This is a genomic window from Phyllobacterium bourgognense (assembly GCF_003337575.1).
GTDB lineage: Bacteria > Pseudomonadota > Alphaproteobacteria > Rhizobiales > Rhizobiaceae > Phyllobacterium > Phyllobacterium bourgognense.
Genome location: NZ_QPJM01000012.1, coordinates 132,793 through 149,506, shown reverse-complemented (window position 1 = coordinate 149,506; position 16,714 = coordinate 132,793). Strand labels below are relative to the sequence as shown.

General features: G+C 55.2%; 11 protein-coding genes. All 11 read left to right on the top strand.

Features of this window, described 5'->3' with window-relative positions; genetic code table 11:
• Positions 1–56: 56 nt before the first annotated feature.
• The 11 genes from C7476_RS19485 to C7476_RS19440 all read left to right on the top strand — a co-directional run bounded on the left by C7476_RS19485 (position 57) and on the right by C7476_RS19440 (position 16,708).
• Positions 57–1,415, top strand: coding sequence for a PepSY-associated TM helix domain-containing protein (locus C7476_RS19485; RefSeq protein ID WP_114431530.1), 1,359 nt, complete (start codon positions 57–59; stop codon positions 1,413–1,415).
• Positions 1,416–1,438: 23 nt separating this feature from the next.
• Positions 1,439–1,963: a copper chaperone PCu(A)C gene (locus C7476_RS19480; protein WP_114431529.1), complete on the top strand. Its 525-nt coding sequence runs from the start codon at positions 1,439–1,441 to the stop codon at positions 1,961–1,963.
• Positions 1,963–2,553 carry an SCO family protein gene (locus C7476_RS19475; protein ID WP_114431528.1) on the top strand — a complete coding sequence of 197 codons (591 nt, stop codon included), beginning with the start codon at positions 1,963–1,965 and terminating at the stop codon, positions 2,551–2,553. Before C7476_RS19480 ends, C7476_RS19475 begins: the two co-directional genes overlap by 1 nt.
• Before the next feature lie 246 nt (positions 2,554–2,799).
• Positions 2,800–2,982 carry a hypothetical protein gene (locus C7476_RS19470; protein ID WP_114431527.1) on the top strand — a complete coding sequence of 61 codons (183 nt, stop codon included), beginning with the start codon at positions 2,800–2,802 and terminating at the stop codon, positions 2,980–2,982.
• Complete coding sequence (locus tag C7476_RS19465; protein ID WP_114431526.1) at positions 2,963–3,469, top strand: hypothetical protein; 507 nt, start codon at positions 2,963–2,965, stop codon at positions 3,467–3,469. Before C7476_RS19470 ends, C7476_RS19465 begins: the two co-directional genes overlap by 20 nt.
• 13 nt (positions 3,470–3,482) lie before the next feature.
• Positions 3,483–3,659 carry a hypothetical protein gene (locus C7476_RS28280; protein WP_181872523.1) on the top strand — a complete coding sequence of 59 codons (177 nt, stop codon included), beginning with the start codon at positions 3,483–3,485 and terminating at the stop codon, positions 3,657–3,659.
• 313 nt (positions 3,660–3,972) lie between these two features.
• The gene (locus C7476_RS19460) at positions 3,973–5,001 is read left to right on the top strand and encodes a sulfate ABC transporter substrate-binding protein (protein WP_114431525.1); all 1,029 of its coding nucleotides are present in this window, start codon (positions 3,973–3,975) and stop codon (positions 4,999–5,001) included.
• Between the two features lie 4 nt (positions 5,002–5,005).
• A complete protein-coding gene (gene cysT, locus C7476_RS19455; RefSeq protein WP_114431524.1) occupies positions 5,006–5,866 on the top strand; it encodes a sulfate ABC transporter permease subunit CysT in 861 nt (286 codons plus the stop codon).
• Complete coding sequence (cysW, locus tag C7476_RS19450) at positions 5,856–6,737, top strand: sulfate ABC transporter permease subunit CysW (protein ID WP_181872522.1); 882 nt, start codon at positions 5,856–5,858, stop codon at positions 6,735–6,737. Before cysT ends, cysW begins: the two co-directional genes overlap by 11 nt.
• 12 nt (positions 6,738–6,749) lie before the next feature.
• Entirely contained in the window at positions 6,750–7,787 is a 1,038-nt protein-coding gene (locus tag C7476_RS19445) for a sulfate/molybdate ABC transporter ATP-binding protein (protein WP_114431522.1), read from the top strand.
• Positions 7,788–8,116: 329 nt separating this feature from the next.
• Positions 8,117–16,708, top strand: a complete 8,592-nt coding sequence (locus C7476_RS19440; protein ID WP_114431521.1) for a glycoside hydrolase family 94 protein — start codon at positions 8,117–8,119, stop codon at positions 16,706–16,708.
• Positions 16,709–16,714: the final 6 nt, after the last annotated feature.

The window sequence follows — 16,714 nt, the reverse complement described above, 5'->3', positions numbered from 1 at the left end:
GCGGCGGCCTGCTCCGGCGGTGCCGTTACCCTTGCTGTCAGACGACTGGAACACATATGACCGTCTCAAGCATGGCTTCCGGGAAGCCTTATTATCTCAGCCTTTCGCTCTACCGCGCCATCTGGCGCTGGCATTTTTTCGCCGGCCTTCTGGTCATCCCTTTCATGCTCAATCTCGCCATCACCGGCAGCCTCTATCTGTTCAAGGACGAGATCGACAATACCGTCTTCGCCTATCGCAACGTGGTTCAGCCACGCAGCGAATCGCTTGCCCCTTCGCTCCTGACCGACAACGCAAAAGCGGCTGTGCCGGGATCAAAAGCGCTGCGATATCAATCACCTGGCGATCCAACGCAGTCGGCAAAAGTCACCGTTGGCACTCCGGACGGGAACGTTCTGGTCTTCGTCGATCCCTATAGTGGCGCGGTCCTTGGCAAGGTCGGCGAAGAGGAAGAATTCAGCTGGGTCGTCAAGAACATCCACAGCCTCGAATATTTCGGCCTTGCCTTCAACCGCATCGTCGAGGCCGTGGGCGGCCTTGCATTAGTCCTTGTAATTACAGGCTTTTATCTTTGGTGGCCACGTAAGCAGACTGGCGGTGTCGTCACTGTTCGCGGAACTCCGGACAAACGCGTGTTCTGGCGGGATCTGCATGCCGTGACCGGCGCAGCTGCCGGCGCATTGATCTTCTTCCTTGCGATATCCGGCATGCCCTGGTCGGGCTATTGGGGTGACAAGCTGAACACGACGTTGTCCGGCTATGGACTTGGCTATCCCGCTCAGCTCTGGGACGACGTTCCGGTTTCAAAACTTCAGACAAAACAAGTACTTGGTAATTCCGGATGGACTGTCGAGAACGCACCGGTACCGGTGTCGACGCCAGGTGGAACGCCCGTCGGGCTTGACCGGATCGTCGCCTCCGCGGCGGCAGCGGGCATGACATCAGGCTTTGAAGTCTCGCTGCCCGCAGGCATGAAGGGGGTTTATACCGCAGCCGTCTTCCCCGACGACATTGCCAAGCAGCGGACAATCCACTTCGACCAGTATAGCGGTAACCCCTTGGTTGATTTGAAGTTTTCCGACTATGGAGCTGGAGCCAAAGCCATCGAGTTTGGGATTGGCGTGCATCAGGGCCAATATTGGGGGCTTGCCAACCAACTCGCCATGCTGGCGACATGCCTTGCCATCATCCTCGCCTCGGTTTCCGCCGTGGTCATGTGGTGGAAACGGCGTCCTTCAGGACGGCTCGGCGTGCCACCGATGCCGCAGCAGAAAAGTGTCTTTGTAGTATTTACCTTGGTAATACTGGTATTTGGCATCGCCTTTCCACTGAGCGGGTTCGCAATTCTTGGCATGCTGATCTTGGACCAATTGATCACGCGCATCCCTTCGCCTTTGCAACGTGTATTCTCATAAGAAATCTGAATTGGAGACGCCTCATGAAATCTTTTTCCAGAATTGCCGCCGTCGCACTGGTATTTGCGTCCATCTCGTCTGCTCAGGCGCACGATCATTCCAAGATGGTTCAGGGTGCCGCCACGAGTGAGGACCACTCCATGGACCCTGTGAAAGCTGGGGATCTGACCTTGAGCGGCGCCTTTACCCGCGCCACCCTGCCCGGGGCGAAAGTCGGTGGCGGCTACATCAAGATCGAGAATCAATCGAAAGAGCCAGACCAACTCCTTGGCGGTTCCAGCCCTGTTGCTGCGCGCGTCGAGGTGCACGAAATGAAGATGGATGGCAACGTCATGCAAATGCGCAAGCTGAAGGACGGACTTGAGATTCCGGCTGGCGGCAGCGCCGAACTCTCTCCTGGCGGCACACATTTGATGTTGATCGACCTTTCAGCACCCCTGAAAGAGGGCGACATGGTGCCTGTGACGCTTGATTTTGCCAAAGCCGGCAAGGTCGACGTCCAGTTCATGGTCGGTCCTGCAGGCGCAACAAGCATGGAGCACAATTGATGAATTTCCGTCTCTTGCGCTATGCATTATGGGCGCTGATCGCTGTATTGTGCGGCTTCCTTGTCTTCACTTACATCAACGCGCGAAATGGCGGTAATGCCCAAGCGGTCCAGCTCGGCGTTCCGTTCAATCTCGTCGATCAGAACGGCGCTCCTATCACGGACGCAGCTTTCAAGGGCCATCCGACGGCTCTGTTCTTTGGTTTCACCCATTGCCCCGAGGTATGTCCGACAACCCTCTTCGAAATGGCCGGATGGCTGAAGACACTTGGCGATGAAGGCAAAGACCTGCGCGTCTTCTTCATTTCCGTCGATCCGGAGCGGGACACGCCCGACGTCATGAAGGGCTATACATCGGCCTTCACGGACCGGATCACCGGCATCACTGGCAATCCGCAGGAAGTCGAGAAGCTGCTCAAGGGCTGGAAGATTTATGCGAAGAAGGTGCCTACCGAAAACGGCGACTACACCATGGACCATACGGCGTCGGTGATGCTGCTTGATCGCGACGGGCGGCTAAGAAGCACGATCGACTACAAGGAAAGTCCTGATGTCGCGCTAAAGAAGCTTCGGCTGCTGATCGCTGGATGAGCGCGATTACCACTCTCCTCCGGGCCGCCAGTTTGGAGGGGAAGGATATGCTCTTCTTAGGCCGATCCGAACATTTGTATACTAGAAAACTCATAATTTCCTAGAATTATTCTAACCTATTGATATTTTTACAGGTTTTAATGATTTAGTATTTGACATTGAGGTTTTCAGAAGCCTTTATGCGAAAAGTGCAAAAGCACATCCCTTTGATGTCTGGGCCTTGAACCCTTTCGATTGGAGGACCCTATGATAGGTCTTTTTCTGCCACGCCTGCGCGTGGTTTCCCTGCTGAACCATCAGCAACCGTCTCCTGTCTTTGGCCGCAACAGCCTGAGGCAGCTCGTCATCCGCGGTCACCGCAGTGGTCCTTTCGCCCTGATCCGCAACAACGAACAGGATGGGAGCGGCGATGTATCCACGCATATCTGAAGCCGGCAACAATGCAGGTTGCTATTTCGATCGCACACCGGAAAAGCTGGTGCTCGAAGGCTACCGGCGTTGGACGGCGGGTTTCGAAACCGGCTCTGTCATCGCCTGGGAAATGGCCTATGGGCTCTACAGCGAGCTTCTCGGTACGCGTAACGGCAACCGTGCACTATCCGAGCTGTCATTCTTCATCCGGACCCTGCGCCACTGCGCACTATGCCCGCTCAAAACTTTTCCGTTTGGCTCGCACCATGTCTGCCGGGAGGAATGCATGACTTTAGGGCTCATCGCGGGGATACAAAATTGCGACATGGTTGCGGCACGAACCTGCCTCAATGCCATGGCATGTCCCTCGCGCCATGAGGAAGTGGAAAACGCAGCGATCGGGTTTGCCGAAACGCTGGCCGAGATGGATCAGATGCTATTGCCGATCCCGAAATCCGCAATCGAGGACATTATTTCCCGCCCGTTGCGGGCGAACTTTCACTGAGGAGAGAAAGCGCATGATCATTAGTTCACGTATGGAACGCCGCCTTTCCATAGCAGCCACCGCTTTGTTGACAGCCGCAATCTTTGTCATGCCAATCAAGACGCGCACTTTCAATGATGCCCGGACCAATCCAGCCAACTATACGCGGCTTGCTGACGCGACGCCGGTGAAAATGCTATTGGGCAAATAGGCATCCGAGCGAGTCTACGCAGCTCGATCGGCCGAAAACACGCGGCTCGCTCGTGTCTTTCCGGGCGGGACGATTATTCCAGTATGGTCGCATTTTCCAGAAAAAGACCGCAGCGACCTTCTCAATCGGCCACAAACGGCCGTGCTACTTAAGTTTGAGAGAATCCTATGCTCGCACATAATAGACGACTGTTTCAGTAGACTATGCCGATCCGGTAGAATATTCTAATTTTTCACTGTAAAAGGAATTCTTTCTAACGCCCCTATTTGGGAGCGCTCTGCTACGCTTCAGTTCTAATCATACGGAGGCAGGCATGAAACATTCCCGATTTTCCATAGCACTGGCGGCTGTATTGCTTTCAGCAACGGTCGCCATTCAGCCGATGTCTGCTGCCAACGCGGACACCACCCTTTTAAACGTGTCTTACGACCCGACACGTGAACTTTATAAAGATTTCAATGCGGCGTTCGCAGCCAAATGGAAAGCCGACACGGGCGAGACAGTGACTATCCAGGCGTCTCACGGCGGATCGGGTGCCCAGGCACGTTCCGTCATTGACGGACTGGACGCCGATGTTGTGACGCTGGCGCTTGAAAGCGATGTAAATGCCATCGTCAAGGCCAAGAAGATCAACCCCGACTGGATCAAGAAATTTCCGCACAACTCTGCGCCCTACACGTCGACGATCGTTTTTCTCGTGCGCAAGGGTAATCCGAAGGGGATCAAGGATTGGGGGGACCTCGTTAAAGACGGTGTAGAGGTGATCACGCCTAATCCTAAAACGTCCGGTGGCGCCCGCTGGAATTACCTTGCGGCCTGGGCTTGGGCCAACGCGCAGTACGGCGGCGATGAAGCCAAGATCAAGGAATATATTGGAAATTTGTTCCAGCACGTTCCCGTGCTTGATTCCGGTGCACGCGGCGCGACCAATACATTCGCCCAGCGCGAACTTGGTGATGTATTGCTCGCCTGGGAAAATGAGGCTTACCTGGCATCGGCCGAATTCGGCGACGACAAATTTGATATCGTCGTTCCGCCCAGCTCGATTCTCGCCCAGCCTTCGGTTGCCGTGGTCGATGCGAATGTCGATGCAAAAGGCACTCGCAAGGTCGCTGAAGCCTATCTTGGATATCTGTATTCCAAGGAGGGCCAGGAGATTGCAGCCAAGCACTTTTATCGTCCCTCCGAGCCTGGACTGGTAGCACCAGAGCTAATCAAAAAATTACCGGAGTTGAAACTGGTTACGATCGATGATCCAATCTTCGGCGGATGGGCAAAGGCACAGCCCTATCACTTCGGAGATGGCGGAACCTTTGACCAGATTTACAAGCCGAAACAGTAACAGCATGACATCCAACCTTGCGAAAGCGGGTTGGCGGTTTAAGCAGCCGAGCGTTATTCCGGGATTTGGAATGGCGCTCGGCTTCACTCTTGCCTACCTCGCACTCATCGTTCTTATTCCTTTAACAGGCCTTGTCTTGCGCTCGGCTTCATTAGGCTTTCCCGGATTTTGGCATGTAGCGACTGATCCTCGAACCGTAAATGCGCTGAAAATCAGCTTTGGCACATCCCTTATTGCTGCTGTGATCAACGTTATCTTCGGTATCATCGTTGCGTGGGTACTGGTGCGCTACCGGTTTCCAGGCCGCAGAATTGTCGATGCCATCGTCGATCTACCGTTTGCCTTGCCGACGGCTGTTGCCGGCATTGCGCTGACGGCGCTTTATTCGAAAAACGGCTGGATCGGCCGCTGGCTCGATTTGATCGGGATCAAGGTTGCTTTCACGCCGATCGGCATAACCATCGCCCTGATCTTTATCGGTCTGCCCTTTGTGGTGCGGACTGTTCAGCCAGTGATGGAGGAAATCCGCAAGGAAGTCGAAGAAGCTGCAGCGACACTCGGCGCCAACCGCTTCCAGACCATTACACGGGTACTCTTGCCGGGCTTGCAGCCGGCCATCCTGACCGGATTTGCGCTGGCATTTGCGAGGGCGGTGGGTGAATACGGTTCTGTGATCTTTATCGCCGGAAACCTTCCCTATGTCTCAGAAATTGCGCCGCTTTTGATTGTGATCCGACTAGAGGAATTTGATTATGCGGGTGCGACCGCGATTGCTACGATCATGCTGTTGATCTCATTTTTCATGCTTTTCGTCATCAATCTCATTCAGGCATGGAGCCGGAGGAGGTATGGTTATGGCGCTTGAATCTGGCCCCGTCACAGACCCGACGGCTACAGCTCGGCACGCGACCACCGAGCGGCGTACGGCACGCTTCGTTTTGACAGGTATCGCGTTGGCCTTTCTTGCGCTGTTTCTTGTGCTCCCGCTCGTATCGGTTTTTGTCGAAGCTTTTCGCAAGGGACCCACTGAATATTTGGCTGCATTTTCAGAACCTGATGCTCAGGCAGCCATTCGTCTGACACTGCTGGTCGCTTCCATCGCGGTACCGCTCAACGTTGTTTTCGGCGTTGTCGCAGCGTGGGCGATTGCCAAATTCGAATTCAAGGGCAAGGCCTTCCTGACCACATTGATCGATCTGCCGTTTTCGGTATCGCCGGTCATTTCCGGCCTCGTATATGTGTTGTTGTTCAGTTCACAATCCGCACTAGGCCCGTGGCTAAAATCACAGGGCATCGAGATCCTTTTTGCAGTGCCCGGAATCGTGCTGGCGACCATGTTCGTCACTTTCCCATTTGTCGCGAGAGAATTGATCCCGCTCATGCAAGAGCAAGGCACGACCGATGAAGAGGCCGCCTTGTCGCTCGGAGCCAATGGCTGGCAGACGTTCTGGCACGTCACGCTCCCAAACATCAAATGGGGCTTGCTCTATGGCGTACTTTTATGCAACGCCCGGGCCATGGGAGAATTTGGCGCAGTATCTGTCGTTTCAGGACATATCAGGGGCCTCACCAACACGATGCCGCTGCATGTCGAAATTCTTTACAATGAATATAATTTTGTCGCTGCTTTCGCAGTGGCTTCGCTTCTTGCGCTTCTTGCGCTGGTAACACTCGTTCTCAAGACTCTGCTGGAGCTGAGATACGGCGCGGAGCTACGTGCAGTTGGCGGACACTAAAGGGGGTTATTTATGGATGTTCGTGTAAGTGGTGTGCGCAAGGAATTCGATCGGTTTCCAGCGCTGCACGACGTTTCACTTGATATCAATTCTGGCGAACTCATTGCGCTGCTCGGTCCGTCCGGATCCGGCAAGACCACACTGTTGCGCCTGATTGCTGGGCTTGAAACTCCCACCGAGGGTAAGGTTTTCTTTGGCGACGAGGATGCTTCACTGAAGTCCGTGCAGGAGAGGAATGTCGGCTTCGTCTTTCAACACTATGCTCTGTTCCGTCACATGACAGTGATTGACAATGTCAGCTTCGGCTTGAAGGTACGCCCGGGTTCAAGCCGGCCAAGCAAGGACGAAATTCGTCGACGCTCGTCGGAACTTCTGGACTTCGTGCAGCTCTCCGGCCTTGAAAAACGCTATCCGGCGCAGCTCTCAGGCGGCCAGCGTCAACGCGTCGCGCTCGCCCGTGCCATGGCTATCGAACCGCGTGTGTTGTTGCTGGATGAACCCTTTGGCGCGCTTGACGCGAAGGTCCGCAAAGAACTTCGCCGCTGGTTGCGCGAGATTCACGACAAGACCAAACACACGACCGTTTTCGTGACACACGATCAGGACGAGGCGCTGGAATTGGCTGACCGCGTTGTGGTCATGAGCCAAGGCAGGATAGAGCAGATCGGCACCCCCGATGAGGTCTATGACCGGCCGAATTCACCGTTTGTCTATAGCTTCATCGGCGAGTCGAGTTCCACGGAAGTTCAGATCAAGAACGGCGAGTTGTGGTTTGATGGCCAGGCGTTGGGCATTTCAAGCGATCGACCTGACGGCGAAGGAATGTTGTATTTCAGACCGCACGATATCGAACTTATCGACGCCTCCAACAGAGGCATCGCCGGTACTGTCGTTGCGAGCCGCCGTGTCGGTGCAACGCGGCGCATCGAGCTCGCAATAGCTGGGGCAACCGATCATGTGGAGATCGAAATTCCCGCGGACCATCCGGCAACGGAAACAAGCCGCATCGCTTTTCGCCCCAAACATTGGCGCGTGTTCCCGAAGAGCTGATGTGACCGAATTTAGCGAAAGACCGGGATAGCCAAATCCCGGTCTTTTTTGTTACAGTCAATGGTCTTCCATTTATCGCAACGGCCCTGGCCATTCAGCTGTGACACGCCGATGCAGCGGCTTTCCCTTGTGCAGAAGCTCCATAATTGCGTACAAAGACTAATAGAAATCTGACTCATTTTCATCAAAACTGATCGCTAACGATAAAAGTGGTGATAGCTTAATTGCCATGACCTGATTAGACCATAAACTGAACGTGGACGATCGGCCCCTGATCGCCCGAGTGCTCCAATCCCGAAGATTCTTTCTTCCAAACTGAAATGAAACCAATGCCCGTATTGAGCTTTTTTCAAGCGTTTGCATCCCAGAAGAAGACTGTTGGTCAGATTTTTGCTGTCCAACCCAACCCGATACGGGCTCACTATAAATCAATCGACGATTTGAGGGATCTTGGGACCAGAGTGGCAAAGGGCGAAGACGTTCGATTGCCCGATTACGAGCCGATGGTTTTTGAGCAGCGGACCGTCGAAAACGCCAGGCTGATCCTGCATTCCTACCGTTCCTCCGATGCGGCAGCACGTAACGGTGAAACGATAACACCAGCAGCTCAGTGGCTTTTGGACAATTATTACCTGGTCGACCAGAACATACAGCAGGTCGAGCGCGACCTGCCCAAGAAATTTTTCAGACAGCTGCCGCCACTTGCAAGTCAGCCCAACATCCCTCGGGTAATGGCTCTTGCCTGGCTTTATGTAGCGCATACAGACAGCCAGTTTTCGCTGAATAGCCTGAGCGCCATCGTCGAAGGCTTCCAGACGGTCGAACCCCTGCATATCGGTGAATTGTGGGCACTTCCATCCGCCGTCCGCTTTATTCTGATTGAGAATGCCCGGCGTCTTTCGCTGCGCGTCGAGCGTGCCCGCCGCATGCGCGCGTACGCCAATAGTGTTGCCGACGAAATCACGCTGAACGCTGAAAAAGACGCCCTCCCGCAGCTTTTGGCGCAGTACGCCCCAGCGGCCAAAGACAGCACTTTTGCCACCCATCTGCTCTACCGTTTGCGTGGCGGCACTGCTCACTCCGGCGCCGCGGTTGCGTGGCTCGAAGACGAGCTCGAAAAGAATGGCAGCGATTCCGAGGATGCCATCATTCAGGAACATACACGCCAATCGACGGGCGGCGTGAGCATGGGCAATCTCATTCGCAGCCTGAAGGCGATCGATGACGTTGACTGGATTACCTGGTTTGAGACAGTCAGCGGCGTCGATGCCGTTCTGCGCGACAACTCCAATTTCGATGCGCTCGACTTTCATTCTCGCAATGCCTACCGCGTTGCTATTGAAAAGATTGCCCGCCGCTCAGGCAAGAGCGAACACGACATCACACAATCGGCTCTCGAACTCGCACATAAAAGTGCTGAAGAGACCGCTGGCGAAGGCGGTGTTACCGAGCAGCGCAGACGCGATGTCGGTTATTATCTTGCCGGAGACGGCCGTCCGGAACTTGAAGAGACGTGTGGCTACAAGCCGACACTTCTTATTCGTTGGGTGCGGTTCTATCGCAGATTGGGCCTCGCCGGCTTGTGGGCCCCGGCTTCGTTCTTCTCGATCGCCATCCTCGTACTGATCAATTATTTCCTGCGCCGTGCCGGATTGTCCGACAGCATGACTTGGCTGTTCACTTTGCTCGCGGTATTCCCCACGATGGAAACAGCCAATGGTTTCGTCAACTGGATCATACCGATGTTCATGCCGCCGACGCGGCTCATCGGCTTCGAGTACAAGAACGGCCTGCCCCAGGAGGCAAAAACCCTCGTTGCCGTGCCGACGCTGATTACCTCGCGTGACTCCGTCGATGAGCATATCCGCAATCTCGAAGTGCACTATCTCACCAATCCGCGCGGCGAGGTCTATTTCGCGCTTTTGACAGACTGGGCTGACAGCAAATTTGAACAGACCGACGATGATCTCGACATCTTCGACTATGCGCGGGAGAAAATCACTGCACTCAACGAGCACTACACGCAAAACAATCCCCGCTTCTTCCTGTTGCATCGCAAGCGCCTGTTCAATGCGCAGGAGAACCGATGGATGGGCTGGGAGCGCAAGCGCGGCAAATTGCACGAGCTCAATATGCTGCTGCGCGGCGACAAGGATACGACGTATTTCCCGTCGAACGAGGAAGTTCCGACCGACATCAAGTTCGTGATGACGCTCGACTCCGACACGCGCCTGACACCCGACTCCGTCAATCGCCTGGCCGGCAAGCTCATTCATCCCCTTAACAGGCCCATCTACAGTGCCAAGGCAGGCCGTGTGGTCAGTGGCTATGCTATCTTGCAGCCTCGCGTCACTCCTTCGCTGACGACCGGCGATGATGCCTCGTTCCTGCAACGCGTTTTTTCGGTCAATCGTGGTATAGACCCTTACGTTTTTGCAGTTTCCGACGTCTACCAAGACGTTCTTGGCGAAGGCACGTTTACCGGCAAGGGTCTTTATGACATCGATTTCTTTGAAGCCGCACTTGACGGAAAGATCGGCGAAAACGCGGTTCTGAGCCATGACCTGCTCGAAGGCGGCTATGCGCGTAGCGCGCTCGTGAGTGATGTCGAAGTGGTCGAGGATTACCCCACGGGCTACAATGTCGATATCTCGCGCCATCATCGCTGGACGCGTGGCGACTGGCAGCTCCTGCCTTATCTTTTCAGTACGAGACCCGGTGTGACTGCTGTCACGCGCTGGAAGATGGTCGACAATCTTCGACGCTCGCTTACACCGATATTCTGGATTCTTGCTTCAATTGCCGGCTGGACATTGCTGCCACCGGGGCTGGCTACACTGTGGCAATGCTTCATGATTTTCAGCATGTTCATCGTGCCGACGATGATCCTGTTCACCAATCTCGTGCCGACGGACATGAACCTTTCGCTCAAGGGGCACTTCCAGGCGATTCTCACGGATATTTTTGCAGGGGCAGCCGACATCGCCCTGCGTATCACCTTCATCGCAAATATGGCTTGCCTGATGCTCGATGCGATGGTGCGCACGCTCTATCGCCTTTTCATTTCGCGCAAACATCTTCTTGAATGGCGTGCGGCAGCTCAAGCAAAGACGAGTTCACCCGATACGCTGAGCTATTACCTGCAACTCATGTGGCCAGCAATAATTGTCGCCCTGATCGCCATTGGCCTTCCTTTGGCAGTTCAAAGCCGAGCTTGGTTCATCGCTGTCCCTTTCGCATTGATCTGGCTGCTATCGCCAGTGATTGCGTGGCTTGTTAGCCGCTCAGCCAAACCGCTCGATGATTTGAACGTGCGCTCATCCGACAAAGGTGAACTGCGTCGTTTCGCCCGCCGTACCTGGCACTACTACGATACATTCGTCACCAAAGAGCAGAACTTCATTCCACCGGACAATTTCCAGGAAGATCCGCATCCTGTTATTGCGACGCGCACGTCGCCTACCAATATCGGCATGTATTTGCTCTCGACTGTCGCAGCCCGTGACTTCGGTTGGATCAGTTTTAACGAGACCCTGACCCGCATCGACCAGACCCTCGAAACGCTCGAGAAGATGGAGAAATATCGCGGCCATCTCTACAACTGGTACGAAACGACCACGCTGCGACCACTCCTTCCACTTTACGTTTCGGCAGTGGATAGCGGCAATTTGGCAGGCCATCTGGTAGCCCTGTCATCGGCGCTGGAGAAATGGGCCGAGGCGCCCTCGGTTTATCTACAGAGCGATCTCGACGGCGTTCTCGACGTCAGCGATATTCTTGAAGAAGCCATCAGTGACATTCCCGATGATCGCCGCGTTTTGAGACCCTTGCGCCGTCGTCTCGAAGAACGCGTTTCCAACTTCCGCCGGGCAATCACGACGATCAAGGAGGAGCCCGAGACGGCATCGCTGCGCACGATCAATCTTGCTCTCTTCGCGGGCGATATCCAGCGCCTGACTGAAGAATTGCATGGCGAACTTGAAAGCCCGGTTAGCGCCACCGCCAATGAGTGGGCGCTCCTGCTCGTCAAGACGTGTCAAGGACACACGGACGACGCTATCGGCAGTCACGAAAGCACAGACATTCTGCGCGAACGGCTGGGAACCCTCGCGACACGAGCGCGGCAACTCGCTTTCGACACCGATTTTACCTTCCTGGAACGCAAGGAGCGGCGACTTTTATCCATCGGTTTCCGCGTGGAAACCAACGAGCTCGATGCCAGTTGTTATGACCTTCTCGCCTCCGAAGCGCGTCTGGCCAGCCTCTTTGCCATCGCCAAGGGCGATATTCCGGTGGATCACTGGTTCAAACTCGGCCGTTTGCTGGTGCCGGTTGGCTGGCGCGGCGCGCTGGTTTCATGGTCCGGGTCGATGTTCGAATATCTCATGCCGCCCCTTGTCATGATCGAACCGCTCGGGAGCATGTTGGATCAAACCAACAAGTTGATCGTACAACGGCAGATCGAATATGGGGAGTCCAAGGGGCTGCCCTGGGGCATTTCCGAAGCGGCTTATAACGCCCGCGACCCGGAGATGAACTACCAGTACACCAATTTCGGGGTTCCGACACTCGGCCTCAAGCGCGGCCTTTCCAAAAATTACGTTGTAGCGCCCTATGCCAGCATCATGGCCAGCCAGTATCAACCGGCAGCCGCTGTCAAGAATCTGCAACGTTTGCGTGCCATGGGTGCGCTCGGACAGTATGGTTTTTATGACGCCGTAGACTTTACCAAATCGCGCGTCCGCGAAGATGACGAATATGCCGTGGTGCGCAACTACATGGCCCACCATCACGGTATGTCGATTGTTGCCGTCAACAATGTTGTGTTTGAAGGTCGAATGCGTGAGCGTTTCCACGCCGATCCTGTAATCGAAGCAGCCGAGCTGCTTCTGCAAGAGAAAGCTCCACGCGAAATACCGGTTCTGCAAGCCAAAGCCGAGAACCCGATGCGCAAGGCGGTGGAGAGCTCGGAAGAAACGGCTTCTATCCGCTTCATCCAGAATCCCTTGAGTGCGCCAACCGCAACGCAAATAATGTCGAACGGACATTATTCCGTCATGGTCACTGCCAATGGAGGCGGATACAGTCGCTGGAATGGCCTTGCCATTACGCGTTTCCAACCCGATCCCCTCGAAAGCGGTTATGGTACATTCCTGTTCCTCCGCGATCTCGAAAATGGCGAATGGTGGTCAGCAACAGGCGATCCTGTGCGTGTTGCAGGCGAAAAGAGCACATCCATCTTCGCGGACTACAAGGCGGAGTTCGTCAAGGAAAATGGCACAATCCATTCTACCGTTGAGGCGATTGTTGCCTCGGATTCCGATGGCGAAGGCCGTCGTATCGTCATTACCAACACCGGCACCAAAGACCGCATTATTGAAGTCACCTCTTACGCCGAACTGGTATTGACGAACGACGATACGGATACCGCGCACCCGGCATTTGCCAAGATGTTTGTGGAGACCGAGATCGACCAGCGTGGCGACGCCATCTACGCTACGCGCCGCAAGCGGGGTAATGACGATCCGGACATCCACATGGCCCATGTCGTAAGCGACAGTTCCGGTGCGATGCGCGAAATTCAGGCTGAAACCGACCGGCGCAACTTTATCGGTCGCGGGCGCTCTCTACGCAATCCGGCTGCCTTCGACGAAGGTGCAACACTCAGCGGCAGTCATGGTTTTGTGCTCGATCCCATCGCTTCTCTGCGTTGCCGCGTCCGCGTTCCCGCGCACAAGAAGGTTACGCTGGTCTTCTGGACTCTCGTACGTCCCAACCGTCAGGAGCTCGAGGAGGTGGTCTCCCGCTTCCGTCATCCGGATTGCTTTACCCGTGAATTCTCATTGTCGTGGACGAGTTCGCAGGTTCGCCTTCACCACATCGGCATCAACCCCGACGAGGCAGCTGAATTCCAGCGTGTCGCGACGAGCCTGATCTATCCCGACAAGACGCTGCGCATGCCATCTGAAAACATCGCAAGCGGGCTCGGCAGCCAATCCGAGCTTTGGCCCATGTCGATCTCCGGTGACTTCCCGATCCTTGCGCTTCGCATTGATGATGAAGCTGATATGGAAACCCTGAGGAACCTCTTGAAAGCCCACGAATATTGGCGTGCGAAGGGCCTCGTTGTCGATGTTGTAGTCATCAACGAGCGTTCGTTCTCGTACGCACAGGATTTCCAGCGCGGGTTGGAAGCGATCTGCGAAAACAGCCGTGCCCGCGGCGCGCAGCTTGGACCGCGCGTCCACATTTTCACAGTCCGTAAGGATCAGATGAGCGACGCAAGCTACAACACGCTTCTGGCTGCAGCCCGTATTGTCATGCACGCGCAGAATGGTTCGCTTTCCGAGCAACTGAAACGTATGGCAGGTCTGAGTGCCGATCTGGTGCCGGTCACGGAAACCAGGGGTAAATCCATCATAGCCGCTGACATTGAAAATAACGATTTGCGGGGGATCGCGCCGGCACCAACGCAACTTATGAACAAGCGCCGTCCCAAGATTTCTGCAGACGACCTGTCATTCTGGAACGGGTTTGGCGGCTTCGACATGAAAAACGGCGAATATGTCGTTCGTCTTGGTGGGCTGGTCAGTACGCCACAGCCCTGGATCAATGTGATTTCCAACCCCAATTTTGGCTTTCACGTATCAGCCGAAGGCGCAGGCTTCACCTGGTCCGGCAACAGCCGCGACTATCAGCTGACACAGTGGTCAAATGATCCAGTCATCAACCGGTCCGGTGAGGCGATTTATGTAGTAGATACGGACAAGAACATCGCGTTTTCACCCACGGCATCGGTGCTCCGCGACCCCTCCGTCCAGTACGAGACCCGGCATGGACAAGGTTATTCGACCTTTACTTCGCGCCACGGCAATATAGGACTTGAGCTTACACATACGGTCGATCCTGACCAACCCGTTCGCCTATCGAGCCTCAAGATCACGAATAATGGCGGTACCGCCAAGCAACTGCGTGTTTACGGATTTGTTGAATGGGTGCTGGGCAATGCCCGCGCAAAGACCGCGCCATTCATCGTGCCGTCGTGCGACGCTGAAACGGGCGTTCTGTTTGCCCGTAATCCATATGGGACGGACCGGCGTGAACGTGTGGCGTTTTTTGCCGCCAGTGTAAAGCCGCAGTCCTATACTGCCGACCGCGCCGAGTTCTTCGGCGCGCTCGGTTCTGTTGATCGTCCAGATGCGGTGCTTCAGGCAAAGAGGTTGTCAAAGCTGGTCGAAGCGGGCGGCGATCCCTGTGCTGCACTTGCAGTCGATATAAAAATCGCTGCAGGCGAAACGCAGGAGCTGGTTTTCTATATGGGCGATGCCGGCAGCCGCGACGAGGCTCGCGAGATACTTGCGGGCCATAGCAAGCGGCCGTTCGAAGACACTCTCTCATCTTCGAGAGCGATCTGGACAGACTTCCTCGATGGGTTGCAAGTCGATACCCCGGATGATGCTTTCAACGTCATGGTGAATCGCTGGCTGCCTTATCAGAGCCTTGCCTGTCGCATCTGGGCACGTTCGGCTTTCTACCAGGCAAGCGGCGCTTTTGGCTTCCGCGACCAGCTGCAAGATACATTGTCCATGCTGATCCTGGACCCATCGCTCGCACGCAATCAAATTCTCAACGTCTCGGCCCGCCAATTTAAGGAGGGCGACGTTCAACACTGGTGGTTGCCAACGACTGGAGCAGGTGTTCGCACGAAGATCTCCGACGATGTGGTCTGGCTCGGTTATGCCATCGCCCATTATACCTCGGTGACGGGCGACATGAGTATACTGGATGAGCAGGTCGCATTCATCGAAGGCAGGGCGCTCGAAACCGGTGAGCATGACGCCTTCTACCAGCCAACGATTTCGGACGAGAAAGTCAGCGTCTACGAGCACGCGGCCCGTGCGCTTGACCTTGCCGTTGCCCGTACGGGTTCCCACGGCCTGCCGTTGATGCTGACAGGTGATTGGAACGACGGCATGAATCGTGTCGGTGAGGACGGTAAGGGCGAAAGCATATGGCTTGGCTGGTTCCTGATCAGCACTCTGCGCGACGTCTTGCCGATCGCAAGGCATTTCAAGGACAAGGAACGCATCCAGCGATGGGAAGTCCATATTGAAAGTTTGAAAGCCTCTCTCGAGAAGGATGGGTGGGATGGTGAATGGTATCGTCGCGGCTACTTTGACGACGGCGCTCCCCTTGGCTCGAAAAAGAGCGACGAGTGCAAGATCGACTCGATCGCTCAGTCCTGGAGCGTCATATCCGGCTATGGCGATCCAGACCGCAGCAAGCGGGCAATGCACTCGGTCGCAACGCATCTTGTCGACGATGACGTCGATATCATCAAGCTGTTCACGCCACCGTTCAACAAGACGCGGCATGATCCAGGCTATATCAAGAGTTATCCCGTCGGCGTGCGCGAAAATGGCGGGCAATATACACATGCCGCGACCTGGGCAGTTCTGGCCATGGCCAAGCTTGGCGATGCCGATGAAGCGTATCGCTGGTTCAAGAAGTTGAACCCTGTCAATCATTCGCTGACAATGGACAAGGCCGAGTTTTATCGTGTGGAACCTTACGTAGTGGCGGCGGACGTTTATTCGGTAGATCCTATGCGCGGACGCGGCGGCTGGACTTGGTATACCGGATCCGCCGGATGGCTCTATCGTGTGGCGACAGAAGGCATCCTTGGCATCAGCCGTCGGAACGGCAAGCTGTTCGTCGAACCCGCGCTTCCGTCGGAATGGAACGGCTTCAGTTTCGTTCTGCGTAACGGCGAGGCCCGCTATTCAATAGAAGTCAAGTCGGCGTCAAAGGGTGCTGGTAAGATCACCGTCAACGGTAAGAAACTCACCAAAGCGGAAAATGGCATCCCGTTGCAGCCCACGGGCGAACACAAGGTCATCATCGAAGTGCCCGTGTCATAAACATTC

What these genes read in the sequence shown, in the direction of transcription:
- cysW (WP_181872522.1), top strand. Translation starts at nt 5,856, where the DNA reads ATGGCGCTTGAATCTGGCCCCGTCACAGACCCGACGGCTACAGCTCGG.
- C7476_RS19460 (WP_114431525.1), top strand. Translation starts at nt 3,973, where the DNA reads ATGAAACATTCCCGATTTTCCATAGCACTGGCGGCTGTATTGCTTTCA.
- C7476_RS19480 (WP_114431529.1), top strand. Translation starts at nt 1,439, where the DNA reads ATGAAATCTTTTTCCAGAATTGCCGCCGTCGCACTGGTATTTGCGTCC.
- C7476_RS19465 (WP_114431526.1), top strand. Translation starts at nt 2,963, where the DNA reads ATGTATCCACGCATATCTGAAGCCGGCAACAATGCAGGTTGCTATTTC.
- C7476_RS19475 (WP_114431528.1), top strand. Translation starts at nt 1,963, where the DNA reads ATGAATTTCCGTCTCTTGCGCTATGCATTATGGGCGCTGATCGCTGTA.
- C7476_RS19485 (WP_114431530.1), top strand. Translation starts at nt 57, where the DNA reads ATGACCGTCTCAAGCATGGCTTCCGGGAAGCCTTATTATCTCAGCCTT.
- cysT (WP_114431524.1), top strand. Translation starts at nt 5,006, where the DNA reads ATGACATCCAACCTTGCGAAAGCGGGTTGGCGGTTTAAGCAGCCGAGC.
- C7476_RS28280 (WP_181872523.1), top strand. Translation starts at nt 3,483, where the DNA reads ATGATCATTAGTTCACGTATGGAACGCCGCCTTTCCATAGCAGCCACC.
- C7476_RS19440 (WP_114431521.1), top strand. Translation starts at nt 8,117, where the DNA reads ATGCCCGTATTGAGCTTTTTTCAAGCGTTTGCATCCCAGAAGAAGACT.
- C7476_RS19445 (WP_114431522.1), top strand. Translation starts at nt 6,750, where the DNA reads ATGGATGTTCGTGTAAGTGGTGTGCGCAAGGAATTCGATCGGTTTCCA.
- C7476_RS19470 (WP_114431527.1), top strand. Translation starts at nt 2,800, where the DNA reads ATGATAGGTCTTTTTCTGCCACGCCTGCGCGTGGTTTCCCTGCTGAAC.